Here is a 26,764-nt window from a genome sequence, read left to right as displayed (position 1 = left end):
GCATGCAAGGCTGGAAACGTAATTTATGGGTTTTATGGATTGGTGTCTTTTTTACATCGGCAAGCTTTTCGATGGTTATCCCCTTTTTACCGATCTTTCTTCCACAAATCGGCGTCCATGAACATATTGAAATGTGGGCAGGATTATTATTTAGCGCAGCTTTCTTTGCGGGAGCGATCGCTTCGCCGTTCTGGGGGAGCGTAGCCGATAAATATGGACGAAAGCCGATGATTATCCGGGCGGGATTTTGTCTTTTTATCATCTATAGTTTGACCGCATTTGTGACAAATCCCTATCAGTTATTGTCCTTACGGATTGCGCAAGGGCTATTAACCGGATTTATTCCTGGGTCGATTGCTTTAATTGGGACGAATACACCCGGTAAAAGGATCGGGTATGCACTGTCGATGATTTCGACTGCATCTGCATCTGGCGGGATTCTTGGACCGCTGCTTGGCGGAGGAATTGCACATTTGGTCGGAAACCGCTGGGCTTTTGGCAGCGCGGGAATCTTTACTTTGATTTCGACAATTTTGGTCATTTTTTGGGTAACGGAGGAGAACTTTACCCCAAGCAAAAAGCGTGGTTCTGTAAAAAATGATATAAAAGAAGCGTGGAGCAATCGGCCATTTATGCTAGTGCTGATCTTAACAGTTGTTACGGCAGGATCGATCATGACGATTGAGCCGGTTCTACCCTTGTATATTGTTAAATTGGGCGGCTCAGTTGATAAGGCTTCACTGTTAGCCGGTATTGTATTTTCACTTCCGGGGATTGCCAGTGCGTTATTTGCTCCTGTCTGGGGGAGATGGGCTGATAAAGTCGGATTTCATCGCGTACTTGTGGTCGGGCTGCTTGGCGGCGGTCTCGGCACGCTGGCACAGATTCTGTTCAGTGAAATCATCGGATTTTCCATTATCCGTTTTGTCTTTGGTGTCTTTTTCTGTGCGGTCTATCCAGCATTAAATGGTCTTGTCGTGAAGTCAACAGCCGAGGAATTCCGCGGTCGAGCATTCGGATTAAGCCAAACCGCTAATCAGATTGGCGGGATGACAGGACCGATGATTGGCGGCTTCATAGGCGGGATTTTTCCGGTGCAGATGGTCTTTCTCGTAACAGGTGTTTTATTGTTAGTGGCGATGGGAGCGGCATATTGGAAAGGCAAAGGTCTTAAAAGCTTGTCGATGCAGAAAAGAAACGCTTAATTTTGGAAGAATGTATAAATAAGGAGCAGGGCTTTCATCAAGATGATGAAAGCCATTTTATGTACAGTTGTGGATGTTGACACAAGAAGATAAATGTTTTATAATTATCTCGAATTCGAGATAAATGAATTCAAGGGAATTGGTATCAGAAATGAGATGTTCGGAACTTTAAATAATGATAAAACAGAAAAAATATGATAAAGAGGAGTGAAATGGAATGGAACTCTTAGGATTACATCATGTATCCATATTGACAGGGAAAGCGGAAAAGAATTATGAATTTTATACGAAGATTTTAGGAATGAGATTGGTAAAGAAAACAGTGAATCAAGATAATACAGAATCTTATCATCTCTTTTATGCGGATGCAGAAGGAACTCCCGGAGCCGACGTAACGTTCTTCGACATTCCTGGCCTTGGACAATCATATAGAGGAACTTCAGATATTTCCTTCGTATCGCTAAGGGTGAAAAGTTCAGATTCATTGTTATTTTGGAAACAACGTTTTCAACAATATGGTGTAGAACATGAGGATATTCAAAAAGGAGCCAATCGTGAGACATTGGCCTTCAGAGATTTCGAGGGAACCCGTTTAATCCTTGTAGCAGATAATGGGGAAAAAGGTGTTAGAGCTGGCGTACCTTGGCAAAGAGAGGACATTCCTTTGGAGCATGCTATTGTTGGATTAGGACCTGTAACACTTACAGTCGGAATCGCCGAACCAACGATCGGTGTTTTAACAGATGTTATGGGCTTCCGATTTGTCGGCTCCTATCCATCTCTTGAAGGGAATTTTCCTGATATATTGGTTTACGCGACTGGTGAAGGCGGCAGCGGTGCAGAAGTTCATATTGAAACAAGACCTGATTTGCCAAAAGCCCGACTTGGGCGCGGCGGCGTTCATCATGTTGCCTTCCGCATTCCCAATGAAGAAGAGTATGATCAATGGGCACAGCGGATAAAGGAAAATCGATTACCGAATTCGGGGAAAGTGGAACGGTATTACTTCAAGGCATTATATTTCCGAGAACCCAATGGAATATTATTTGAATTATCCACAGATACACCAGGGTTTGCAACAGATGAACCAATGGAAACCATGGGGGAGAAACTAGCTCTGCCGCCATTTTTGGAACCAAAGCGAAAAGAAATTGAAGAAAAATTGCGTCCATTGATCTTAGAATAAAAATCTAGCTATTATGGGAGGAATATATAATGAACCATCTAAAAGGACTGCACCATGTAACAGCGATTACAAGTAGTGCTGAAAAGAACTATGAATTTTTCACCTATATTTTAGGTATGCGGTTAGTGAAAAAAACGGTCAATCAAGATGATATTCAAACCTATCATTTATTCTTTGCCGATGATAAAGGTAGTGCAGGAACAGACATGACCTTTTTTGACTTCCCAGGCATTCCGAAAGGCATTCACGGTACAAATGAGATATCAAAAACATCATTTCGTGTACCAAGTGATGCAGCCTTAGACTATTGGGTAAAACGCTTTGATCATTTGGAAGTCAAACATACTGGAATCCAACAGCAATTTGGTAAGAAGACTCTCTCATTCGTTGATTTTGATGATCAGCACTATCAATTGATCTCGGATGAATTGAATACAGGAGTAGAATCCGGCACACCTTGGCAAAACGGTCCGATTCCACTTGAATATGCGATTACAGGTTTAGGACCAATTTTTGTTCGGATTGCCAACTTTGATTACTTTAAAGAAATGATGGAAAAAGTTCTCTTATTTAAAGAGACTGATAAAGACGGATCATTCCATTTATTTGAAGTCGGTGAGGGCGGAAATGGCGCTTCGGTTATTGTCGAATATAACGCGATTCTTCCAGAAGCCCGACAAGGTTTTGGTACGGTACACCATGCCGCATTCCGCGTAGAGGATCGCCCTGTTTTAGAAGAATGGATCCAGCGGATGAGTAGTTTTGGTTTCCAGACATCCGGGTATGTCAATCGTCACTTTTTTGAGTCATTGTATGCAAGAGTTGCACCGCAAATTTTATTTGAATTTGCCACGGACGGGCCAGGCTTCATGGGTGATGAACCTTATGAAACACTTGGGGAAAAATTATCTTTACCTCCATTCCTAGAGCCTAAACGTGCACAAATAGAAAAATTAGTTCGCCCAATTGATACAGTGAGGAGTACAAAGGTGTTTAGTAAAGAATAACAGACTCCTGAAAATATGTAGGTTCAGCCAATTTATATGGCTGGACCTTTATTTAATTTTTTTTCTAAGTATCTGTGAATCCTAGTGAACCAAATAAAACCTCTGGTAAAAAATGAAACCTTTTTTAAAATTAGGCAGTATACTATGTAGTATGTGTTTTAATTTCTGTTTCTGAAATAAGGGAGGAATGGTCACGTATGAGTATTATTTCAAGATTTAAAGATATTATGGCGAGCAATATCAATGCTTTATTGGATAAGGCTGAAAACCCGGAGAAAATGATTGATCAGTACCTACGAAATCTTAACAGTGACTTAGGGAAGGTAAAATCGGAAACAGCATCCGTGATGGCTGAAGAACAGCGGGCAAAAAGGCTCGTAACTAACTGTGAAGAAGATATGGAGAAGATGGAACAATATGCGATGAAGGCCTTAGAAGCGGGAAATGAAGGAGATGCAAGGAAGTTTTTAGAAAAGAAAGCCGCACTCACAGCTAGATTAACAGAATTACAGTCAGCCCATCAATTAGCCTCTGCGAACGCTCTGCAAATGAAACAAATGCATGATAAGCTTGTCGCGGATATCGGTGAATTGGACTCACGCAAAAATATACTAAAAGCGAAATGGTCTGTTGCCAAGACACAGGAACGAATGAATAAACTTGGGGCATCGGCAGCCGGTTCCGGCCAATCGATTACAGCATTTGAGCGAATGGAAGAAAAGGTGAATCGTGCGCTGGACGAGGCGAATGCCATAGCGGAACTTAATGCAGGCCCGAAAGATGAAATCGAAGACTTAACGGCTAAATATGACGAAGCGAGCCATGATGTTGAGGACGAACTTGCGGCGTTGAAAGCAAGAATGAAGAATAAGGGATAGAGGTCTATCAAAAGCTGTAGTTTTTATGCTGCAGCTTTTGAACACCGACCATTAAAAGATAGATATAAAAAGGGGTTGAAAACATGATCCTTCACTATAAATGCCCCAGCTGTGGAAATGATATGAACTTCGATTCTGAATCAGGCGAATTGTCTTGTCAAAGCTGCGGTAGACACGAAAATATAGAAAATTATCCTGAAGATTTGGTATCAGTCAGGTTTTCAATTGATGAGGCGAATGAGTACCATTGCGAAAATTGTGGAGCTGTTCTCATTACAGAAGCAGAAACAGCCGCAACAAGCTGCAGTTTCTGCGGTGCGGGTGTTGTAATTGCCGAACGAGTATCAGGTCAGCTTGCACCGGCAAAGGTGATTCCTTTTACCATTAATAAGGAAGAAGCAACGAATGCGTTTAAAAAATGGTGCAGGAAAGGGCTTTTAACTCCGAAAGGCTTTATGACCGCCGATCGAATTAAAAGTATTACTGGAATCTATGTTCCCTTTTGGTTATTTGATTTAAATAGTAAGGTGCAAGTAAATGCCACGTGTACGAAGGTAAGGACCTACGAACAGGGCGATTATATTTACACAGAAACAAAGTATTATGATGCCTTCCGCGATATCAACCTTGATTATGTTAAGATTCCAGTTGATGCATCGGAAAAGATGAATGACGAATTAATGGATAAACTGGAACCCTTCCCATACGATCAATTAAAAGAGTTTAAAACTCCCTATTTAGCTGGATATATTGCGGAAAAATACAATTATACAGATGAAGAGCTGCTACCAAGGGCGAAGGATAGAATCAGCGGTTACATTGAATCCTTTATTTCTTCGACTTTAACAGGCTATCATTCTGTAAATATAAAAAAGAAGCAGATCAATACGAGAAACGTGAACAGCTTTTATGTTTTACTGCCCGTATGGATGGTCAGTTATGATTACAACGATTCTGAGCACACCTTTGCGATGAATGGACAGACTGGAAAAATTGTTGGCAAACCGCCAATCAGTTTTGGTAAAGTAGCGATGTGGTTAAGTGGAATCACAGCAGGAACCTTTTTTGCCTTAAAATGTGTCTCTTATCTGATGGGGGGCGGGTTCTGGTGAGTGGAAATTTTGTAAAAAAATGCAGTATCCCATTCTTGTTTCTTACGATTCTCCTACTTCTACCGTTGGGGCTGTCGGTAAAAGCTCAAGACTTTGATCGGAATCAGTATATATATGACTCCGCCGGATTGCTAACGACCGAAGAGGCGGCAGAACTTCAGAATTTGGCAAGTGAGTTGGGAAATGAGAGGGAGACCGCTTTTATTATCCTCTCCTTAAATGGAACGGACGGAAAGGTCCTGAAACAATATGTGGAAGATTTCTATGATGAACAGGCTCCCGGGTTTGACCAACCACATGGAAATACCGCAATCCTAGCTATTGACATGCAAGAACGGGATGTGTATTTGGCGGGGTTTAAAAAGGCGGAGCAGTATTTGGATGATGGGCGGCTTGATCAGATTCGTGATTCCATTACGCCTGATTTATCTGCGGGCAATTATTATCAAGCATTTTCGGCCTTTTTAAATACTTCCTATGAATTTATGAGTGAAGAGCCGAGTTACAGTTCGGATGGATATTCAGGCAATGGTTCAGGTGGCAGTCCAGAGGGGTATATTGCCAACGATTCGGAGGGCAATCAGGAAAATATCTTTTTCCAATGGTGGTTTCAATTAATAGTCGCGCTTATCGTGGCAGGTACGGCTGTTGCGATTATGGCCTATCGTTCCGGTGGGAGGATCACGGTTACTGCCCGAACCTATATGGACAGCGATAAATCAAAAGTAGTTAGCAAGTATGATAACTTTGTCAATCAAACAGTGACTCGACAGAGAAAACCAGATAATCCGAAAAGTGGCGGTGGAGGCGGGATCACCGGTGGCGGCCACTCGCATAGCGGAAGCAGCGGTAAATTCTAACTAAGAAAAGCACAAGCGCCCTGGAGCTAGAAAATCTCTAGTTCAAAACATATAAATTCTGATATAAGTGGAAGGGAGTAATGAATCAATGTCTTTTTTTAAAAATCAATTTGCAAATGTCGTAGAATGGCAAGAATTTCGGGATGATATGATCTTCTATAAATGGAGCAATCGTGAAATCAAAAAAGGGAGCAGACTGATCATTCGGCCCGGTCAAGATGCCATATTTTTTAGCAATGGAAAAATCGAAGGGATATTTCGCGATGATGGAGAATATGATATCGAATCGCAAATCATTCCATTCTTATCAACTTTAAAGGGGTTCAAGTTTGGATTCAATAGTGGGATGAGAGTAGAAGTACTGTTTGTGAACACCAAGGAGTTTGTGGTGAAATGGGGAACTCAAAATGCAATTAATATCCCCGCACCGGGACTCCCAGGCGGTATGCCAATTCGGGCAAATGGAACTTTTACATTTAAGGTAGATGATTATATTGCTTTAATTGATCAAATAGCCGGTGTGAAGGATCAATATGTCGTGGAGGATGTAAAAATTCGCATTTCTTCTGTCCTTGACCAGCTCCTAATGAAATGGATTACAAAGGAAGGGAAGGATATGTTTAATCTTCAGGCCAACTCCTTCGACATTTCTAAAGGAATCCAAGAGGATTTGGATATGCAGCTGCTAAAAAGCGGTATTACGATCACCGGATTTACCGTCATGAGTTTCAGCTATCCAAAGGAGATTCAAGATAGGATTACCAAAAATGCTTCACACGGTATGGTTGGCAATATGGATCGGTACCAGCAAATCGAGTTGACAGATGGCATGGCCTCAGGGAAAATGGGCGGTGGCGGAGCGGCATCTGATATGGCCGGGATGATGATGGGGATGAATATCGCGGGGCAAATGATGAACAAAATGTCTCAGCAAACCCCAAACCAGCCTGCACCATCTCCAAATATGGCACTCCCTGCTGATACTGGTAACCAAAAGAGACCAAACTTTTGCCCGAATTGTGGAACCAAAACAGCCGGGGCCAACTTTTGTTCAAACTGTGGGCAAAAACTTATTTCCTAATTTCAACCACATGATCATTAACTCAATAAGTAGCACAGAAAAACGTCTAGGGTTTATATTACCCTAGCTTTTTTGTTTTGAATTGGCTGTTGCTATTACTCACATTTAAACTTCTAAAAACGTACTAATGAGGCGCGAAATTACATTTTGTTCGTAAGTTAATCTGATTTATCGGCGAATTTTCCAATATATCAGCGAATCTAAAAAGCAATCCATGTCCCATCAGTTAATGTTCCTGGAGCTTCAAACTAATCAATGAATACTCATTCAGTCTATGTTAATATTTAACAAAGGGATGGTTATAGGGGGGGCGCTTAATGTTTGTAAAAAAGAATTTCAAACAGCAGACGATAAATGGAGTCCAAATGGGGAACGGTACGGTAGCACTGCAAGGGGTAAGATTAAATGTTCATTGCTTTGTTGTGGACGGGGTATTAATTGATACGGGGGCAAAGTCATTAGAAAAGGACTTTAAGCCATTTTTTAACCAACAAGATATAGATCAGGTGGTCATCACACATTTTCATGAGGATCATACAGGCTGTGCAGCGTTTTTACAGAAAGAGCTGCACCTGCCTATTTATATGAGTGATATAATGATTGAATATTGTGAAAATAGAGCAGACTATCCAATGTATCGAAAAATATTTTGGGGGAAACGAAGTCCCTTTCAGGCGACGGCAATTGGAAAAACCTTTTTATCTCACCATGCAACATGGGACGTGATTGAAACACCTGGTCATGCTATCGATCATTTGGCGTTTTTAAACCGTGAAACCGGTCAACTTTTTACCGGTGATTTGTATTGCCAGGAAAAGACAAAGGTCGTTTTACGTGAAGAAGACATTCCCACCATTATTCAATCCTTAAAGAAAGTGTTAACCTATAATTTCGAAGAAGTGTTTTGCTGCCACGCTGGCTATTTAGAGGATGGACGTGCTGCATTACAAAGAAAGTTAGATTATTTGTTAGATCTTCAAGGGAAAATTATCAAGTTCCACCAAGATGGATTGTCGCCAAGTCAAATCAAAAACACTCTCTTTCCAAAGAAATATCCCATCGTCTTTTTTTCAAAAGGGGAATGGGATTCTGTTCACATTATTAATTCAATTATTCAAGAACATATGAAAAATTCATTTTCGGTATAACGTGGAAGAAGTGGGTATATAAGAATATGGTTTGGGAGCTGAGATTAATTGAAGAATTACCTGATTCATACATACGAAGAAGCCATTGAGGTGATTGAGGAAAATGGCTTGTTACCATTGGCAAAGTTAGTACCTAATTATCCTTCGTTAGATAGTATTACTTCAAAGGATCATTGGTATAGTGGTTCAGAATTGGATCCGTGGATGTGGCGTGTCGAATTCGCAGTTGATGGAGTAGCGGCATACGGAAAGTTTATCAAGAAAAAATCTGTTTTAATTTCACATAAGATCCTTCCGTTAGTTAGGATAATTTTGGGCTCAGCGCAACCATTGGAAAAACGATATGATGATGGAATGGTTTCAAGGGAAGCCTTAGAACTGTACAGGCTTATTCATGAGGAACCAGGCATTGATACTAGGCTGTTAAGGGCCAAAGCAGGAATGAAGGATAAAGAAAAGAAAAAGCCATTTGATAATGCGTTGCTGGAATTACAAGGATCCATGGATATTGTTGTTTCTGGGACGAAGGCAAAAACCAACGAATTGGGTGAAAAAAATGGCTGGAGCAGCACGTCATTTGAGACAATGGAATATTGGGCGGAAAATAATGATGTAAAGGCACTAAGCATGGATATAGAAGAAGCCAAAATGGAACTTAAAGAGCACTTCTCACGAATCTGCAGCCCGGAATCCATAAAAGGATGGGAAAAGATATTTAAGTTTTAACTTGTTTAAATAAAAACAGAAAAAAACGGGCTATCGAGGCAAATGATCTATATTTGTATCGTGATGGTGCCCGTTTTTCTTTGGAAATTGGTCGCTATTTGGGGTGGTTTTGTTTTATTTGCGAAAGTAAGCCGTTTGTTTGCGAGACCAATGGATTTGTTTGCGAAACCGGGTAGTTTGTTTGCGAACCTACCCCATTTGTTTGCGAACCTGAATTTTACCAAGGAATAGTATCGGGAGAATATGAACGATTCTTTTTTTCACCGGAACTGGTAAGTCCTGCGGATCGCAGATGCCTCCCTGCTGCATCGACAGATGTTATATGCGCAAAGGCACGAAACTCGTGGTTTGTTATTTTGGAATCAAAGAGCAAAAAATAATCCAGGAGCGCCCTATCTAGTGCATCATTAGCAAAGGTATTACAGGATGGGCAGTACCATTTTCTCTTTTTGCGGACAATCGGAAGATAATCACATGAAGGACAATGAGGACCGGTCCTTAATTCGCTCCTTTTAATACCACATCTTTCTAATACATGGATTGTTGGCGGAGTATTCTTTTTAACTAGGAGTTTACATAACTTTCGGAGCTCTTTTTCGGTGAGGAATTCATTTGTGTACATTTTCTCAAACATATCAATCTTTTTCAGGAGATTATGAGATTTGCAGACTCGTTTCTTCACTTCGGAGTGGTTTCCATTGTAGGAAATAACAGCATATGGATTACTAATGACAACTAAGTAATCAACTGGAACAGGAGGGAAATTATATTTTAATAGAAACTCCTGGATGCAGGCCTTATGCATCTCAGCCTGCGCGATGGGATCTGTGTAGCCTTTATCATTTCCATCAATCGTTTGAAAAAATTGCTCATTTTCTAAATCAAATTTTAACGTTCCTGTCATATTTTTAGTTTCTAGGATAAGGGCGAGTTTAGGTGTAAGGAGAATCGTATCGTTTTGGCAGTTATATTTTCCGAAAGGAAGGTTTAAATCGTGGAAAATCATATAGTCTTTTTCAGGTAGTCGGCATAAATAGTAGTCTAGGGACTCTTCTCCTTGGTATCCGGCCTGCCTTCTAGCAAGTTCCTTCATAATTTGTGACCGCTTATCATGATTTTTGGGAAGCCGACGCAATAGAGCCAACAAAATCAAGATAATTAATGGGACTTTCCGTGCCTTGATAATCAAAATAATCACTCCTTGTAGTTAATATCTACTAATTCTCATTTAGCGTGGTAAAATCCTGCAGAATTTGTAGAAAAATATCATTCATTTGTTACGAGATATTTGAAACTTTATAGTAGAAAATTTTATTTGCGAAAGTAAGCCGTTTGTTTGCGAAACCAATGGATTTGTTTGCGAAACTACCCCATTTGTTTGCGGAAACCAAACCAAGATAGAGAAATTTTGCGGCAGTTCATACTAAATTCATACATTTTTAATATAATTCGAATGGAGCAATGGATACTGAATGATGAGTGCTTGATAATGAAAGGATGTATAGATATGTCAAAAGAAAAACCCGAAAAAGGGTGGCGTCAATTTATTCGATTAGTGCAACAAACCAAGCCATCAAAACTACTGATTGCGATTGCTTTATTACTAAGTGTCAGTACAACTTTAGTTGGATTATCCGTTCCACTATTTACGAAAAACCTGATTAATGACTTTTCAATAAGCTCTTTAAGTCCAGGGAAAATTATTCTTCTTGCTGGAGCTCTTTTGATTCAGGCTGCGGCCAGCGGGATATCGATCTACCTCCTCAATCACATCGGACAATCGGTTGTTGCAGGTATTAGAGAACGTCTATGGAAGAAGCTTCTCACCTTACCAATCCCTTATTTTGATGAGCATCAATCAGGTGAAACGGTCAGCCGCGTGACAAATGATACAGGAGTTGTAAGAGGTTTAATTACGGAACATCTCACTAATTTCCTATCAGGAACGATATCTATTATGGGTTCCATTATTGTCATGTTTGTAATGGATTGGAAAATGACCATGTTAATGATGATCGCTATCCCACTTTCTGCTGTGATATTGATGGTATTAGGTAGAAAAATGCATCTAGTGTCGAAGGGTCTTCAGGACGAGACGGCAAAGTTCACTTCTGTCATCCAACAAGTATTATCGGAAATCCGGCTCGTGAAGACCTCGAATGCAGAGCCAATGGAGTATGAGAATGGAAAAAGGGGAATAACAAAATTGTTTCAATATGGGCTAAAAGAGGCAAAGATTCAAGCATTACTTGGTCCGCTAATGGGAATAGTCATTATGCTTTTACTCGTTACCATTTTGGGATATGGAGGAATGAGCGTTTCCTCTGGGGCTTTAACCGCAGGTGATTTAGTCGCCTTTATTATGTATCTTTTCCAAATCGTTATGCCAATGGGGCAATTAGCGGCATTTTTTACTCAATTTCAAAAAGCCACTGGTGCAACGGAACGAATTATTTCAATCATGGATTCGACGGAAGAACAGGATGATTCCAAACCACATGTAAAAAATATGAACCAACTCATTACCGTGAAGCAATTAGATTTTTCCTATCAAAACGGAGAAAAGATTCTGCACGATATCAACTTTACGATAGAAGCTGGAAAGGTGACAGCGATTGTTGGTCCAAGTGGAAGTGGTAAAACGACACTCTTTTCTTTATTGGAGCGTTTCTACCAACCAAATCAGGGAACGATTCTTCTTGGGAAAGAGTCCATTGATCATTTTTCGCTAGCTTCATGGAGAAGTCATATTGGCTATGTTTCACAGGAAAGTCCGATTATTTCCGGAACTATACGTGATAATATTTGTTATGGAATGAAAGCTGCCGTCGGAGATGAAGAGATCGCTCGTGTAGCGAAAATGGCTTATGCCGATCAATTTATTTCTGAGCTGCCGAGTGGATATGATACCGAAGTCGGTGAACGTGGAATCAAATTGTCGGGTGGTCAAAGGCAGAGAATCGCCATTGCGCGTGCCTTTTTGAGGAATCCTCAAATTCTTATGTTAGACGAAGCGACCTCTAGCCTTGATAGCAAATCAGAGCTTGTTGTTCAACAGGCATTGCAGAATTTAATGAAGGGAAGAACAACTTTAATCATTGCCCATCGTCTTTCGACTGTGATTGATTCTGACCAAATCATCTTCCTTGAAAAAGGAGAAATTACGGGGAGCGGGACACATGAGCAACTTGTCCAAACACACTCCCTGTATCGCCAATTTGCGGAGCAGCAATTACGTAGGGCCGAACTTGCTTAATCAATTGAAAGGATGAGAATAAATGACGAAGGTACTGATCGTTGACGATGACTCCCACATTCGCGAGCTTGTCCTTCTTTTTTTAAAAAAGGAAGGATTTGAACTTTACGAAGCTTCGGACGGATTAAAGGCATTGGAATTGATGGAGAAAACAAAGATGGATTTGGTCATCATTGATATTATGATGCCCAATATGGATGGTTGGGAACTATGTCGGGAGATAAGAGTTTTTAGTGATATTCCGATCTTAATGTTAACCGCTATGGGTGAAACGCCCCAAAAGGTTAAGGGCTTTGACCTTGGAGCAGATGATTATCTAGTGAAACCATTTGAGCCGATTGAATTAGTAGTGAGAGTTAAAGCATTACTAAAAAGGTATAACTTGAATGTCTCACAAATAATTAACATAGATGGCTTCAAGCTGAATCGGAGAACACATGAAATGTCTTATGGAGAACAGGAATTCACGATCCCATTGAAGGAATTTGAGCTTTTATTTAAATTAGCTAGTTATCCAGGAAAGACATTTTCTAGAGAAATGCTCATTGAAGATATTTGGGGTTATGATTATGATGGTGACGAACGTACTGTGGATGTCCATATTAAAAGGGTGAGGGAGCGATTCCCTGAAACCTGGGTCCCTTTTCGGATTCAAACGGTATGGGGGTTAGGGTATCGACTTGAGGTGAAACCGTGAAGAAGCGGAGCCTTGTTAGACATTTATTTGGTATTTTCATCTTTTTAACTACGATAATAGTAAGTTTTTCAATCGCCTATTTGGTTAAGATTATTTTTTATCAGAAATTTCATTTGCATTTATCTCATTATATTCAGTATTTAGGAACAACCATTCTAGGCTTTTTTATTTTTGTTTGTATTGGATATAGTTTTGGTAAAATCATTCGTTCTAGGCAACGTAACCACTTTAAGGAAATCATCGATGCTTTGCGAAAAATTGCGAATGGGGACTTTAATATTCAGTTGCAAACATTGAAAAGAGAGGATCCCTTCACTACATTAATTGATCATATCAATCATATGGCAAAGCAATTGAAGGAAATGGAAGCGATGCGACAGGAGTTTATTTCAAATGTTTCTCATGAAATTCAGTCCCCGTTAACGTCAATAGGTGGTTTTGCCAAAGCCCTTCAATATGATGAATTGACGAATGAGGAACGAAGCCACTATCTTAGTATTATTGAAACTGAAACGTACCGATTATCGAAATTAAGTGATAATCTGCTAAAGCTAACATCCCTGGAATCTGAGCATCATCCATTTGAGCGGAAAAACTATCGATTAGACCAACAAATCAGAAATATTATTTTGGCATGTGAACCTAATTGGATGGAAAAAGAAATAGAGATCGATGTATCATTGGAGAAAGTCCACATCTTAGCGGACGAGGACTTAATGAGCCAAGTATGGACAAATTTACTCCATAATAGTATTAAATTTACTCCTCATTTAGGAAAAATTCGTATCCAGCTTAAAAATATTGATGGCAAGGCAATGATAAAAATATCTGATACAGGGATTGGTATTTCTAAAAAAGATCAAGTCCACATATTCGAACGGTTTTTTAAAGCGGATAAGGCACGGGAGCGATCGAGAGGCGGGAGTGGTCTAGGGCTTTCTATTGTGAAAAAGATCATTGAGATGCATGATGGGGCGATTTACGTTGAAAGTGAAATAGAGAAGGGAACGACTTTTACTATCTTCATCCCAGTTTGATTAGTGGAAATCCCATCAGCGGGATTTCTTTTTTTGTTCTTTTCAGGAAGGAACTAGGACCTATGAAGAAGGTCCACTTTTATGTCAGGAATAATTTTAAAAAAACATGAAAAATTGGCATAGAAGGATAAAAAGGAGAAATATAATGAAGGTAAACTTAGTTAATTAAATTTATAAAGATTTTCGTATTCCGAAAAGGTGAGGATCGTTATGCTTCGAGGGACATTTGAATATATGAAATCAGTCAATAAAACAACTATTTTAAACAAAATTCGATTGTCCGGTTCTATTTCCCGTGCAGATATCGCAAGAGAAACAGGCATTACCCCACCTACCGTAAGCAGTCTAGTGAAAGAATTGATTCGTGAAAATTTGGTGATAGAAAGCCGCCTGGGGCAGTCAATAGGAGGCAGGAAGCCAACACTGCTTCAATTAAAAGAAGATGGATATTATGTGATTGGGTTGGATGCAGGTTCGAAAACGATTAAAGGGATTGTTAGTGATTTGGTGGGCAACATCTATGACCGTGTAGAAGTGGATATTTATCCAAACATCACCAAAGAGGAATTCTTGACCTGTTTGTCAGTGGTGGCAGAACAGTTAGTGGGGGGCAATAAACAGTATACAGGTAGGATTCTGGGGATTGGTGTTGCCATGCATGGGATCATCGATGTTAAGACAGGTACCTCTCTTTCCTCTGTCAATTCCGGTTTATTAAATGTGCCAATTAAGCAAACGTTGGAGAAGCAAACTGACTTACAGGTCTTGGTGGAAAATAATTCACGGGCCATGACGCTTGGCGAATATTGGTTTGGAAATGAGAGTGTCGCCAAACGTTTTGCGGTGATAAATATTGGCCGCGGTGTGGGATCAGGCCTGATTGAAGACAATAAGTTGATCCACGGTGCTCACGGTGTGGCCGGTGAAATAGGCCATGCTTCGATTTCATTAGAGGGTGAACGATGCAGCTGTGGCAATATTGGGTGCCTTGAAACTTTCGTTACGGGTGAAGCCATTGTCCGCAGAGCAAAAAGGTCTATACCGGATGCACCAGAAAACTTAACCGCAGAAGGAGTCTATCGTCTGGCAAAACAAGGAAAAAGGGAATATATTCAGGCGTTGGAGGAAACCGGGAGATTAATCGGAGTGGGAATTGTCAATTTCATCCATACGGCCAATCCGAATAAGATTGTGTTAAGCGGAGGAGTTATGAAAAGCAAAGAGTTTTTATTGCCGAGTATACAGCAAATAATTAGTGAGCGGGCTCTGATAGACGAAACTATTATTGAAGTAAGTAAACTAGGAGATGACATCACAGTACTTGGAGCGGCAGCATTATTGCTGAATGATTTGTTCTATTGTTATATCGTCTGAGAATACAAGTTTTATAGTTTAAGGATAATTTTATTAAAAGAGCTTTTGCAAACGGTTTCAGGTTAACGTTTTATTATGATTAGACCGAGCATATGCTGTTTTAGACCAAAACTTGAAGGGTGGGATGCGATGGAAGGAAAACAAAGAGAATTTAAGAAAGAAGAAACCTGCTTTGACCTAGTATTTGGATTTAGAACATGTTTTTAAAATCCTTATAGGGAGGTTTTACAATGCAATTTTTAATTGCATGGTTGGAAAAGTATTTTCTGCCACTTGCGGGTAAGATCGGGGGCCAAAAGCATCTGGTTGCTTTAAGGGATGCATTTATTGGAACAATCCCGGCAACGATGGCGGGATCTGTGGCTGTTATGATTAACGCTCTTATACGGGATCTGCCACCGCAATTCTTTGATGGATACGATGGGAACAGCATTCCAGTTATTAGAGAAATTATTGCCGTTAATGGATATGTATGGAGTGGGACCCTTGCGATTGCCGGTTTAATTTTTGTATTTTCCTGGGGGTATAATCTTGCCAAAGCCTACGGAGTTGATCAGTTATCTGGTGGAATTGTGTCAACAGCGGCTTCAATTGCTGGGATTACGTTCTCTTTCTCCGGTGGCATTTCTGGATTGAAATTGGATGCAACCACTGTAGATGCCATAAATGCAGCCGGGTGGTCTGCAACTGCTGATAGCATCACAGCTGGTGGATGGGGCTGGCTCCCATTAAACAACTTGGACGCGAACCTCTTCTTTACGGCCATGATTATTGGTTTTGTTGCTACTATGATATATGTAAAATTGATGTTGAAGGATATCACTATCAAGTTGCCGGATTCCGTTCCGCCAGCCATTTCGAAAGCATTTGCCTCCATTATCCCGGCAACTGCCGCTCTATATGTAGTTGGTATTTTCTATTTCGTTTTCTCCAAGATCGTGCCAGATATGACTTTCTTACAATGGATGCAAAAAACGGTGGCTCAGCCGCTTCTTGGACTGTCCCAAGGGTTTGGAGCAGTTATCCTAGTTGCTTTATTCGTTCAGTTGTTTTGGTTCTTCGGAATTCATGGACCGAATGTTCTTGCGCCAATCCTGGATGGGGTCTTCGGTGTTGCCCAATTGGAAAACGTTAACTTGTTCCAACAAGGCGGAGCTGATTTGGTCATTTCTAAAGGATACATGTGGGTTCGCGGGTCATTTGACGCCTATGCTTGGTATGGCGGCTCAGGCGGAACCATTGTATTAATTTTAGCGCTTCTTCTATTTTCTAAACGGAAAGATTATCGGACAGTTGCTAATTTGTCCATAGGACCTGGTATTTTCAATATCAACGAACCAATCCTGTTCGGTTTACCAATTGTATTGAACCCGATGATGTTCATTCCATTCTTGCTTGCACCAGTTGTGTCTGTTTCAATCGGTTACTGGGCGACGATGTGGGGACTTGTTAATCCGGTTTCGCAACAAGTGACCTGGGTGACACCTCCATTCTTACTATCCTTCTTGGCAACTGGGGCGGACTGGCGTGCACCAATTGTTACATTGGTTGCCATGCTAGTATCATTTGTCATTTGGATTCCATTTGTTATCTCCGCAAACAAGTTGGACCCAGATTTAGGACCTGATAAGTCTGTATAGATGAATTCTCAAATGGGGGGCTGCTTCCCTAGAGAAGTGGCTCATCCTTCTTTCCCATGGAGAAAGGGGTAGAAAACATGATTGAAATAAGTGCAGGAGTATTTCACGACAAAATCATTGAACTATTGAACCATTATAACGAGGAGGGGATTCAATTTTCTTTTAAAGAAAAAAAGGGTATCAATCTTTATTTTGAAACAAACGCGGAAGATTTGAAGGAAGCATCAAATTTGGCGAAATTGACCATTAAAAAACAGCCGTGGGGTTCGGTTCTTTATTTCCGTTCTTCCCCAGCCAAATAAAAAGGATGATGAACGTGGGTAAATGGGGTTTATTTCTTCTTAGTATTGGCTGTCTCCTATTACTATTCAGCGCAAATGCTAAAACAGGACAGTATGATATTCTTAATTTGACTACGGCACTCTTTCTTCTTATTGTTGGTACTATTATCCTTTTTATGGAAAAGAAGCGAAATAAAACAGAAAAGAAGATTAGGTGAATGGGATGGAAATAGTAAAAAAAATGAAAGTACCGGTAGCATTTCTTTATGAGACGATTATAAAATCAGTCTTGGCGGACATTCATTCCCAAACGGGGAAAAAGGTATCGGAAAAACAACTGGCAGGGTTCGAATATGTTAAGACGTTTTCAAAAAATGCCAAAGCCACCATTCGGATTGAAGAAATCACCCAAAATACGTCCTATCAATATCGAACAACTAGTAATAAACATGACTTTTTAGTAGCATACCAGATTCGTCCACTTACAGAAGAGAGTTGTGAATTGCACTATATTGAAAAGATGGACTCCTTTGGCTATCTCCAGAATGTAAATGATCTATTTATCGGAATCATTTGGTCTCCGTTGAAAAAAAGGAGATTTAAAGAAATGCTGAAACAAATAGAAGCGGCTTATTTACAAGAAGTCGATGGAAAGTGATTAAGAAAAAAGTTCAAACTGACAACTGAAAAATAAACCACTTTTATATAAAATAAAATGTTCCGTTGAAATAGGAGGAGGAAAAATGGGGAATTTAGGCTTATCTATATACCCTGAAAAAAGCACCTTTGAACATGATAAAGAATATCTTGATCTTGCCAGGAAACATGGCTTCACAAGAATTTTCACTAGCTTATTAGAAATTGATGGAGATGCAGAAGAAGTTATTAATAAATTCAACAGAATACTTGAATATGGCAATTCAATTGGAATGGAAACGATCGTAGATATCAATCCTGGATTATTCAAACAACTAAATATCAGTTATGATCAACTCAGTTTTTTTAAAAATTTAGGGGCGGCAGGAATTCGTTTGGATATTGGCTTTACTGGTTTTGAGGAATCTCTCATGACAAAGAATCCCTTTCATTTGAAAATCGAAGTAAATATGAGCAGCGGCACAAAATACATTGAAAATATCGTAAGCTACCATCCAAATATGGAAAACTTTCGCGCCTCACATAACTTTTACCCACAAAAATACTCTGGTATATCACAATCTCATTTTGAAGAGACCACAGCCCAATTTACTAAATACAATATTCATACCGCAGCTTTTGTTACGTCAATGGAAGGTAAATTCGGACCATGGCCTGTTCAAACGGGCTTGTGTACATTAGAGCAGCATCGGGGCTTAAATGTACAGACTCAAGTTACCCACTATCGATTAATGGGGACAATTGATGATTTATTAATTGGTAATGCATATGCAACTGAAGCAGAATTAAAGGCAATGTCAGAAGCATTTTTTAGCGCGCATCCAAACTTTGAAATTGAATTAATTAATAGTCTTTCTGATGTAGAAAGGAAAATAATTCTTGATGAGATCCATCTATACAGAGGGGATCGCTCGGAATATATGATTCGTTCAACTTCTACACGGATTAAATATAAAGATGAAAGTATTCCGGCCCATCATACGGAACCCATTAAAAAAGGTGATATTTTAATTTGTAATGATAATTTTGGTCAATACAAAGGCGAAACTCAAGTCGCATTAAAGGATATGGAAAACGAGGGCAATCGGAATGTCATCGGGCATCTTAAAAAGGACTCCATCTTTTTAGTAGATTACCTCAAGCCTTGGTCAACATTTACACTTTCAATATAGGAGGGGAATAGCTATGAAAACCATTATGTTGGTATGTTCAGCCGGAATGAGTACAAGTCTGTTAGTATCAAAAATGCAAAAAGCAGCCGAAGCCCAAAATATTGAAGCGGATATTTTCGCAGTTCCGCAATCAGAGGTTGATAGTATGATGGGAAAGAAAAATATCGATGTACTATTACTTGGTCCACAGGTCCGTTATATGCAAGCTCAATTTGAAAAAAAACTACAAGGAAAAAATATCCCGGTTGACTCAATCAACATGCAACATTATGGATTGATGAACGGTGAAAGGGTGTTAGAACAGGCCTTAAAACTAATGGATACTAAATAATCAATCTTTGAGATTCCAATTGAAAGAGTAGTAACGTACGGTTACTATTCCCTTTTAAGATTCTTAGGCGAATAGAAGGATGTGAATGAAAATGGCAGATGAACGTTTAGAGATGATCGCTTTTCAAATTATTAGTCATGTCGGAACAGCAAAAAGTTTGGTAATGGAAGCCCTGTATGCAGCAAAGGAAGGGGATTTTGTTCTGGCAGAAGAAAAAATAGAAGAATCAAAGAAATATTTTGTTGAAGGACATAAAGTACACGCTTCCCTAATTCAAAAAGAGGCCGCTGGAGACAAAGTTGAATATTCCTTACTCTTTATGCATGCCGAAGACCAATTAATGAGTACAGAAACAATTAGTGAATTGGTGAAAGAAATGATTGAAATGTATAAAAAGTTCGGTAAGTAATGAAGCGCAACAAAAAAAGTAGTCTTAACGGCTACTTTTTTTGTTGCGCAACGCCCCGCATTCCACCTTTTGAACCCCAACTAGTAAACGTTAAGAAATTCTTAAGAAATCTATCCACTAGTTTCTAAGATTTTTCCATTAAGATAATCCCATCAGACAAAAAGGCTATTAGCCGTGCGTGAGGAGAGATTCTTTGAAAAATCACCATTCCTTTTTATTCTTGCAATCCTATTTACGAAAGCCAATGGAGATCGGCAGTGTATGGCCAAGCTCACGTTTTTTGGCAAGAAAAATGATTCAGCCGGTGGCATGGAATGAAGTAGAGGCAATAGCTGAGCTTGGTTCCGGTACGGGTGCGATTACAAAAGAAATAAAATCACATGCATCTAAAAAAACAACTGTGCTTCTGTTCGAGAAGGATGAAAAAATGAGGAGGAACCTCCAGCAAGAATTCCCGAATTACCCTTGTAACCAGAACGCTGTTCATTTACTAAATGTAATGAGCCACAATGATATTCAGCAATTAGACTGTGTCATTAGCGGACTACCCTTCTTTAATTTTTCAAAGGAACTACGTGAAAGATTACTTAATCAAGTGCTGAATTCATTAAAACCGGGGGGTTATTTCATTGCTTTTCAATATTCTTTACAAATGAAAAAGCAACTCTCCAAAACCTTCCACATTGAGAGAATTGATTATGTCCCGTTAAATTTCCCGCCAGCTTTTGTTTATGTTTGCAAAAAAACTAGTTAAAAACGAATAATAGGGGGAGTGACATGACATTTTAGCTTATTTTAGGGGTGGATTTAGTGAATATATTGGTTTGTGATGATGATCAAGCAATTGTTGATGCAATAGGAATTTACTTAGAAAATGAGGGTTTTTCTATTTTCAAAGCTTTTAATGGAATAGAGGCAATTGATGTCATCGACCATCAGGAGATTCATCTAGTGATCATGGATATTATGATGCCAAAAATGGATGGAATAAGAGCTACTAGGAAGATTAGGGAAGAGAATAACATACCACTGATTATGCTTTCCGCCAAAACTGAGGATTACGATAAAATATTAGGATTAAATATTGGAGCAGATGACTATATTACCAAACCTTTTAATCCCTTGGAGCTAATTGCGAGGGTTAAATCGCAGCTTAGGAGATATACCACACTGGGAAGCCTTGAAACCAAGAGCAATGTTTTTAAAACAGGTGGGCTGATGATTGATGATGAATGTAAAATGATCACCGTGGATGGAGAGGCAGTTCAGCTTACTCCAGTACAATACAAGATTTTAAAACTATTGACAGCAAATGCAGGTAGAGTGTTCTCTATCGAGGAGATTTATGAGAAGGTATGGAATGAAACAGCCTTTAGCCCGGAAAATACCGTGACCGTTCATATAAGAAAAATTAGAGAGAAAATAGAAATCAATCCGAAAGAGCCAAAATATTTAAAGGTGGTGTGGGGAATTGGATATAAGGTCGAAAAAATTTAGCCACTCAATGATAACAAAGTTGATGGTCTTTATCATCATGATTGCCTGTTTTACAGGTGTCATACAAGCAATTGTCGATTTAGATGACATGGCAGATGGGGATGTTGGAATGGTTTTTGAAGACAACTACTTCCTAAGCAAGTCATTTATGAGAGAAAGTGATAATCTCATGAGTGATCTGACCCGTCTGTTGAAGTATAAAAATGAAGAATATATTTTAAAGGGTGAGACGATTAGTAAGGAAGAATTAAGAAATGAAGTACAGGACTTGTATTTCAATTTTCAGGTTGATTCAAAAAGTTATAATCCAAATCTTAGTGAAGCGGAGAACTATGAAAAGTTTAAAGTGGAGAATGCCGATAAAATTGCCCAGGTAAGGGATCGGTTGATCAAGAAGGATGTAAGAGAATTTCATTTACTAGAGCAAAATATTCAAGAGGTTAAGGATCCAGTATATTATGCAAGCGATGGTGTAAATGTATATTCAAATAGTATGATGAAAGAAAAAGAACCGTTTAAAACCTATCCATCCTACATGGTGTTTGAGGGATATAATCAAGAGGTCTATCCAAAAGAAATTGAAGCAAATAAATACTTGGATTGGGTTACGATGCAAATGGATGAAATGGGCTCGGATAACAATAAGGTTTATGTTGCTTTTTCTAAGGATTTCTTACATTCGAAAATAAATGCGTGGAAAGAAAATAAAGGAACTGCTACGAAAGACTTCTATCGATTACTTGGGTTTCTAGCTGGATTTATCTTAACATTTTTCTATCTGATCCTTGTAAACGGGAGAAAGTCCTTTAAAGATAAAGAGGCGCACTTTCATGCACTCGATAAATTATATAGTGATTTGAACCTCTTGTTATGTGTAGGACTTATAGCGCTTTGGGTTGCGATAGTTGATTTTGTTGGACTTCCAACTATCATAAAATGGGTCACTCCCATTACGATTCTTTTTTCCGTAGTTTTTTTCGTATTGATTCTATCATTGGTAAGGCATGTTAAGAATGGAACGCTGGTTAGGCATAGCCTGATTTATCAAATTATCAAAGGAATTGTCCTATTTATAAGGAATGTCTACGATAGCGGAAATGTTGGAGTAAAGACAGTCCTGATTGTTATAGGCTATCCACTATTGATTGCTATAACATTTTTTATGTTTCCGATCACCATAGGGGTGGCTGCCTGGTTCGCCTTAAAGAAAGTGAAGGCCTTTAAGGCCATAAAGGATGGAGTAGAGAGAATCAAAAATGGCGAAATCCATCATATCATTGATATAGATGGAAAGGGAGAGTTTGCGAGTCTGGCTGCCAATATTAACAGCATTACTGATGGGTTGAAAAATGCAGTAGATAACGAACTAAAAAGTGAGCGTTTAAAAACGGAACTGATCACCAACGTTTCCCATGATATTCGAACACCGTTAACATCCATTATCACGTATGTAGATTTATTGAAAAAGGAAAAGGACCCATCCAAGATGGAAGAATATATCGCCGTGTTGGATCAAAAATCAAAGAGGCTTAAAACCTTAACGGATGACTTATTTGATGCTGCTAAGGCTTCGAGCGGAAATATTCCGGTCCATCTTGAGAAAATTGATATTGTATCGTTAATCACTCAGGGGCTGGGAGAAGTAAGTGAAAAAATTGAAGAGCAGGATTTGGAATTTAGGTTCAACAACCCTAATGATAAATGCTATGTGGCCGCCGATGGAAAATTAGTGTGGAGGTCTATTGAGAACGTATTATCCAATATATTTAAGTATGCCCTGAGAGGGTCAAGGGTTTATATTAATATTGAAGATTTAGGTACCGAAATCCTTGTTACCTTCAAGAATATTTCAGCTTATGAGTTAAATATTTCGGCAGATGAACTAATGGAGCGTTTTAAAAGAGGCGATGAATCCAGATCCAGTCAAGGCAGCGGGTTAGGGCTATCCATTGCCAAAAGCCTAATTGATATACAACAGGGTAAATTTATCATTCAAATTGATGGGGATTTATTTAAGACAATGATCTATTTGCCTAAGCATAGTAATGAGTGATAATAAAGTTTTAGGGACAGTCCACAGGCTGCTAATCCGCAGGTAGAGACTGACCCTCATTAATCATTTGCTCTTTCAAACTCTCTAGCCTACCCTAGAGAGTTTTCTTCTTTCGTTCTTTTTGCGTTTACACTTAAACGTTTTCAACAAAGTTAGCAGCAACTTTATTTAGGAAATAACTGTAACCAACTTGCTGTTGTTCTAACATAGATCGTTGAAAATCACTTCACTAGAACATGACAAAAATGTCACGTTAGACATTGATATATCGATGGTTGACGGGCAAATTAGTCTGTATAGTGGTTGGTGAAGGAGGACGAAACAATGATGAAAATGATTCAAACAAAGAACTTAACGAAATCTTATGGGAAGACACAGGTCTTAAAAAATATTGATTTGATCATTGAACAAGGAGAATTTACCGCCATTATGGGACCGTCCGGTTCTGGGAAAACAACCTTAATGAATACCCTCTCAACTATTGATTCCTTTAACGGCGGAGAGGTTTGGATTGAAGGACAATCCCTGTTAGATTTGAGAAAGAAAGCATTACGAGACTTTCGCCAAAAACGAATGGGGTTTATTTTTCAAGATTACAACCTGCTGGATACTTTAACGGTGAAAGAAAATATCCTCCTGCCGCTTTCATTACAAAAAACCCCTATCAACGAAATGGAGCAGCGCTTAGCGAAGATAATTGAAGCGTTAAATATAGAATCGATTTTACATCAGTATCCGGCAGAAATTTCCGGTGGGCAAAAGCAGCGCACGGCTGCTGCCAGGGCGATTATTACCAATCCGGCGATTGTGTTTGCCGATGAGCCGACGGGTGCACTGGATTCAAGATCTGCCACACAGCTGCTAGAACAAATTCAATTACTGAATAAAACGTTTCATACCACAGTTGTGATGATTACCCATGATCCGTATGCGGCAAGCTACTGCCAGCGAGTCATATTTCTTCGTGACGGAAAAATCGTCAATGAAATGTTTAAAGGAGAACAATCGGAAAAGGAGTTCTTCGACCGGATCCTGACGATTCAGAGTGCAATAGGGAGTGACAAGCGATGAACTTAATTGATTTATCCTGGCGGAATATGAAACGGAACTTCCGTTTGTATACCATCTATTTCATTTCCATGCTTGTCGGGGTTGTCATTTACTTTACTTTTTCTGCGTTAATGTTTAACGAGGACATTGTTGCTGCCATTCAAAATAAAGAAAATTACAAAATGGTTATTTTCGTTGCCTCGATGATCGTCTTTTTATTTATTGTCTTTTTTATTTTGTACGCTAACTCGTTTTTCATGAAGCAGCGGAAAAAAGAATTTGGCATGTATTTACTTTACGGGATGAAAGAAAGACAAGTTGCGGCAATGGTCTTTTTTGAAACATTATTTTTAAGCGCCATTTCTGTTTTCAGCGGGATAGTAATCGGTGGATTATTATCGAAATTTTTTGGGGCGATATTAATGAACTTAATGCATTACCAAGACAACATCTCTTTTGCCTTTCCACTGGAAGCCATCGGCTCAACTATCCTGTTATTCGCCGTATTAATCGCCATCATTACGATTCAAAGTTATTTTAATGTTCGGCGGGTGCAGTTAGTTGAATTGTTTCGTGCAAAGGAAAAAATGGATAAGCCTTTTACCTTTTCTTTTGGGTTGGCGCTATTGTCTATCCTATTCATTGCGTCGTCTTATTACACGATTACACTAGCGGACAATACAAACATATGGAAGGATCATTTTAATGAAACCTTAATTGCTGTAACCGTGGCATTAATCATCGGAACATATCTATTTTTCCGTCAGTTCTCGGGTTGGATTTTACAAAAAATGACTCAAAAGAAGAATTACTTTCATGGTAACAAAATGTTATGGATTTCTTCCCTTCGTTTTTCTATCAGGGGAAATACGATTAACTTTACGTTTAATTCTCTGCTTAGTGCGATTATTATCTTTTCCGTTGGATTTATTGCTGTAGATTACGCAATAAAAGCAGATGTTGTAAAAAAGGAATTTCCGAACCATTTTGCTTTTTCACAGCAGGATCATCAATCTCAAAAACAAATTGAACAAATAATGAGTGATTCCCACCCGATAATTGCTCATGAAACGATAACAGGAATTCAAACAGAAAAAGTCTCAAATCGAAGTACGTTTTTAAGCCATCCCGAATATTACACAGAGAGATTTACCCTTTTCCCTGAGTCACAATTAAACGCGATTATTGATTTGCGTAAAGTGGGTGAAAAAGTAGATTTAGAAGGGAAAGAAGCTATTGTTTTAACCAGAGGAATCGATGCGCCGACTAAATATCATAGTCCTAAGTACAAAATGACTGTTTTAAAAAATCATACATTCCGAGTCGTCGAAAAAATACGTTACCCGCTGTTAAGTATCCCAACGACTCCTGATGGAGATACTGCTCCACAGCCTTCTGTACTCGTTATTTCTGACGAAGCCTTTGCGGACTTAAAAGATCGGCACACCCTTTCTTCCTATGAAATATACAAAATAGAAGATCCGAAGACATCCAATGACGTATCACGAAAAATATACGATATCGTGATGAAAACAGAAGGGGCCTATTATTCTGCTTATGTCGATCAGTATGCCCTTAATACAGAATCATCCTCGTTAGTATTGTTCTCTGTGGCGTTTTTTGCTGTCATTGCCTTGTTTGCTTTAGGAAGTGTCATTTACTTTAAACAGCTGCGTGAAGCGACAGAAGAGCGAGAACATTACGCGATTTTACGAAAAATGGGTGTTGGCAACAAAGAATTGAAACAGATTATTCGGAAACAATTGCTGTTCGTCTTTTTACCGCCACTCATACTGGGATTGGTACACAGTTGGTTTCTTTTATACTACTCCGTCATCCTTGTCATAAAAGATTTACCTTCCTTAACGACGATTATCTTTTCTGTCATGGGATTGTATGTGTTAACGTACCTCATCTTTTACGTATCATCAACGTCTATATATTACAAAATTATCAACGAAAAAAACACATGGTGAGTTGTTTGATATGCTCCCCTTTAGGTAGACAGATTAAAAAATAAAAATCTGGCTACTTAAGGGGAGTATTTTTTATGTCCAAAAGAGCTTTTTCTGCAGAGTATAAATATGAGGTTCTAAAAGCTTGGGAG

At 39.2% G+C, this 26,764-nt stretch carries 25 protein-coding genes; 24 read left to right on the top strand and 1 reads right to left on the bottom strand.

Annotated elements, in window-relative coordinates; genetic code table 11:
• Positions 1 to 2 precede the first annotated feature (2 nt).
• The 9 genes from G6554_RS19980 (at position 3) to G6554_RS19940 (ending at position 9,203) form a co-directional block, all read left to right on the top strand.
• Complete coding sequence (locus G6554_RS19980; RefSeq protein ID WP_166245077.1) at positions 3 to 1,205, top strand: MFS transporter; 1,203 nt, start codon at positions 3 to 5, stop codon at positions 1,203 to 1,205.
• A gap of 217 nt (positions 1,206 to 1,422) precedes the next feature.
• Positions 1,423 to 2,391: a ring-cleaving dioxygenase gene (locus tag G6554_RS19975; RefSeq protein ID WP_166245075.1), complete on the top strand. Its 969-nt coding sequence runs from the start codon at positions 1,423 to 1,425 to the stop codon at positions 2,389 to 2,391.
• Positions 2,392 to 2,420: 29 nt separating this feature from the next.
• Positions 2,421 to 3,398 (top strand): ring-cleaving dioxygenase, encoded by a 978-nt coding sequence (locus G6554_RS19970; RefSeq protein ID WP_166245073.1) that lies wholly within the window; start codon positions 2,421 to 2,423, stop codon positions 3,396 to 3,398.
• A gap of 197 nt (positions 3,399 to 3,595) precedes the next feature.
• Positions 3,596 to 4,276, top strand: a complete 681-nt coding sequence (locus G6554_RS19965; RefSeq protein ID WP_166245071.1) for a PspA/IM30 family protein — start codon at positions 3,596 to 3,598, stop codon at positions 4,274 to 4,276.
• Between the two features lie 83 nt (positions 4,277 to 4,359).
• Positions 4,360 to 5,388, top strand: a complete 1,029-nt coding sequence (locus G6554_RS19960; RefSeq protein WP_166245070.1) for a TFIIB-type zinc ribbon-containing protein — start codon at positions 4,360 to 4,362, stop codon at positions 5,386 to 5,388.
• On the top strand, positions 5,385 to 6,248 hold the full coding sequence (locus G6554_RS19955) for a TPM domain-containing protein (protein ID WP_347564333.1): 864 nt from the start codon (positions 5,385 to 5,387) through the stop codon (positions 6,246 to 6,248). The genes G6554_RS19960 and G6554_RS19955 overlap by 4 nt, the downstream gene beginning before the upstream one ends.
• 88 nt (positions 6,249 to 6,336) lie before the next feature.
• Entirely contained in the window at positions 6,337 to 7,329 is a 993-nt protein-coding gene (locus tag G6554_RS19950; protein WP_166245065.1) for an SPFH domain-containing protein, read from the top strand.
• Between the two features lie 317 nt (positions 7,330 to 7,646).
• Positions 7,647 to 8,477 carry an MBL fold metallo-hydrolase gene (locus tag G6554_RS19945; protein WP_166245063.1) on the top strand — a complete coding sequence of 277 codons (831 nt, stop codon included), beginning with the start codon at positions 7,647 to 7,649 and terminating at the stop codon, positions 8,475 to 8,477.
• Between the two features lie 48 nt (positions 8,478 to 8,525).
• Positions 8,526 to 9,203 carry an AlkZ-related protein gene (locus tag G6554_RS19940; protein ID WP_166245061.1) on the top strand — a complete coding sequence of 226 codons (678 nt, stop codon included), beginning with the start codon at positions 8,526 to 8,528 and terminating at the stop codon, positions 9,201 to 9,203.
• 217 nt (positions 9,204 to 9,420) lie between these two features.
• Here the strand turns inward: G6554_RS19940 and G6554_RS19935 are convergent, their stop codons facing one another.
• Positions 9,421 to 10,392 carry a nuclease-related domain-containing protein gene (locus tag G6554_RS19935; RefSeq protein WP_166245059.1) on the bottom strand — a complete coding sequence of 324 codons (972 nt, stop codon included), beginning with the start codon at positions 10,390 to 10,392 and terminating at the stop codon, positions 9,421 to 9,423.
• 318 nt (positions 10,393 to 10,710) lie between these two features.
• Here G6554_RS19935 and G6554_RS19930 point away from each other — a divergent pair, with 318 nt between their 5' ends.
• The 15 genes from G6554_RS19930 to G6554_RS19860 all read left to right on the top strand — a co-directional run bounded on the left by G6554_RS19930 (position 10,711) and on the right by G6554_RS19860 (position 26,633).
• Positions 10,711 to 12,459, top strand: coding sequence for an ABC transporter ATP-binding protein (locus G6554_RS19930; RefSeq protein WP_242637854.1), 1,749 nt, complete (start codon positions 10,711 to 10,713; stop codon positions 12,457 to 12,459).
• A gap of 22 nt (positions 12,460 to 12,481) precedes the next feature.
• Positions 12,482 to 13,156 (top strand): response regulator transcription factor, encoded by a 675-nt coding sequence (locus G6554_RS19925; protein ID WP_166245057.1) that lies wholly within the window; start codon positions 12,482 to 12,484, stop codon positions 13,154 to 13,156.
• Positions 13,153 to 14,193: a sensor histidine kinase gene (locus G6554_RS19920; protein ID WP_347564332.1), complete on the top strand. Its 1,041-nt coding sequence runs from the start codon at positions 13,153 to 13,155 to the stop codon at positions 14,191 to 14,193. Before G6554_RS19925 ends, G6554_RS19920 begins: the two co-directional genes overlap by 4 nt.
• Positions 14,194 to 14,403: 210 nt before the next feature.
• Complete coding sequence (locus G6554_RS19915) at positions 14,404 to 15,567, top strand: ROK family transcriptional regulator (RefSeq protein WP_166245055.1); 1,164 nt, start codon at positions 14,404 to 14,406, stop codon at positions 15,565 to 15,567.
• 230 nt (positions 15,568 to 15,797) lie between these two features.
• Complete coding sequence (locus tag G6554_RS19910) at positions 15,798 to 17,207, top strand: PTS sugar transporter subunit IIC (protein ID WP_166245053.1); 1,410 nt, start codon at positions 15,798 to 15,800, stop codon at positions 17,205 to 17,207.
• A gap of 77 nt (positions 17,208 to 17,284) precedes the next feature.
• Positions 17,285 to 17,509: a hypothetical protein gene (locus G6554_RS19905; RefSeq protein WP_166245051.1), complete on the top strand. Its 225-nt coding sequence runs from the start codon at positions 17,285 to 17,287 to the stop codon at positions 17,507 to 17,509.
• Between the two features lie 202 nt (positions 17,510 to 17,711).
• A complete protein-coding gene (locus G6554_RS19900; RefSeq protein ID WP_166245049.1) occupies positions 17,712 to 18,146 on the top strand; it encodes a DUF3284 domain-containing protein in 435 nt (144 codons plus the stop codon).
• Between the two features lie 85 nt (positions 18,147 to 18,231).
• Positions 18,232 to 19,317, top strand: coding sequence for a DUF871 domain-containing protein (locus G6554_RS19895; protein ID WP_166245047.1), 1,086 nt, complete (start codon positions 18,232 to 18,234; stop codon positions 19,315 to 19,317).
• Between the two features lie 13 nt (positions 19,318 to 19,330).
• Positions 19,331 to 19,648, top strand: a complete 318-nt coding sequence (locus G6554_RS19890) for a PTS sugar transporter subunit IIB (protein ID WP_207627694.1) — start codon at positions 19,331 to 19,333, stop codon at positions 19,646 to 19,648.
• 91 nt (positions 19,649 to 19,739) lie between these two features.
• Entirely contained in the window at positions 19,740 to 20,057 is a 318-nt protein-coding gene (locus G6554_RS19885) for a PTS sugar transporter subunit IIA (RefSeq protein WP_166245045.1), read from the top strand.
• A gap of 193 nt (positions 20,058 to 20,250) precedes the next feature.
• Positions 20,251 to 20,811 (top strand): class I SAM-dependent methyltransferase, encoded by a 561-nt coding sequence (locus G6554_RS19880; RefSeq protein ID WP_166245043.1) that lies wholly within the window; start codon positions 20,251 to 20,253, stop codon positions 20,809 to 20,811.
• 56 nt (positions 20,812 to 20,867) lie between these two features.
• Positions 20,868 to 21,554: a response regulator gene (locus G6554_RS19875; RefSeq protein WP_166245041.1), complete on the top strand. Its 687-nt coding sequence runs from the start codon at positions 20,868 to 20,870 to the stop codon at positions 21,552 to 21,554.
• A complete protein-coding gene (locus G6554_RS19870; protein ID WP_166245039.1) occupies positions 21,529 to 23,607 on the top strand; it encodes a HAMP domain-containing sensor histidine kinase in 2,079 nt (692 codons plus the stop codon). Before G6554_RS19875 ends, G6554_RS19870 begins: the two co-directional genes overlap by 26 nt.
• A gap of 324 nt (positions 23,608 to 23,931) precedes the next feature.
• Positions 23,932 to 24,678 (top strand): ABC transporter ATP-binding protein, encoded by a 747-nt coding sequence (locus tag G6554_RS19865; RefSeq protein ID WP_278187273.1) that lies wholly within the window; start codon positions 23,932 to 23,934, stop codon positions 24,676 to 24,678.
• Positions 24,675 to 26,633 carry an ABC transporter permease gene (locus G6554_RS19860; RefSeq protein WP_166245037.1) on the top strand — a complete coding sequence of 653 codons (1,959 nt, stop codon included), beginning with the start codon at positions 24,675 to 24,677 and terminating at the stop codon, positions 26,631 to 26,633. The genes G6554_RS19865 and G6554_RS19860 overlap by 4 nt, the downstream gene beginning before the upstream one ends.
• Positions 26,634 to 26,764: the final 131 nt, after the last annotated feature.

It is taken from the genome of Bacillus sp. MM2020_4, assembly GCF_011250555.1.
GTDB lineage: Bacteria > Bacillota > Bacilli > Bacillales > Cytobacillaceae > Neobacillus.
This window is presented reverse-complemented; position numbering and strand designations above follow the sequence as displayed.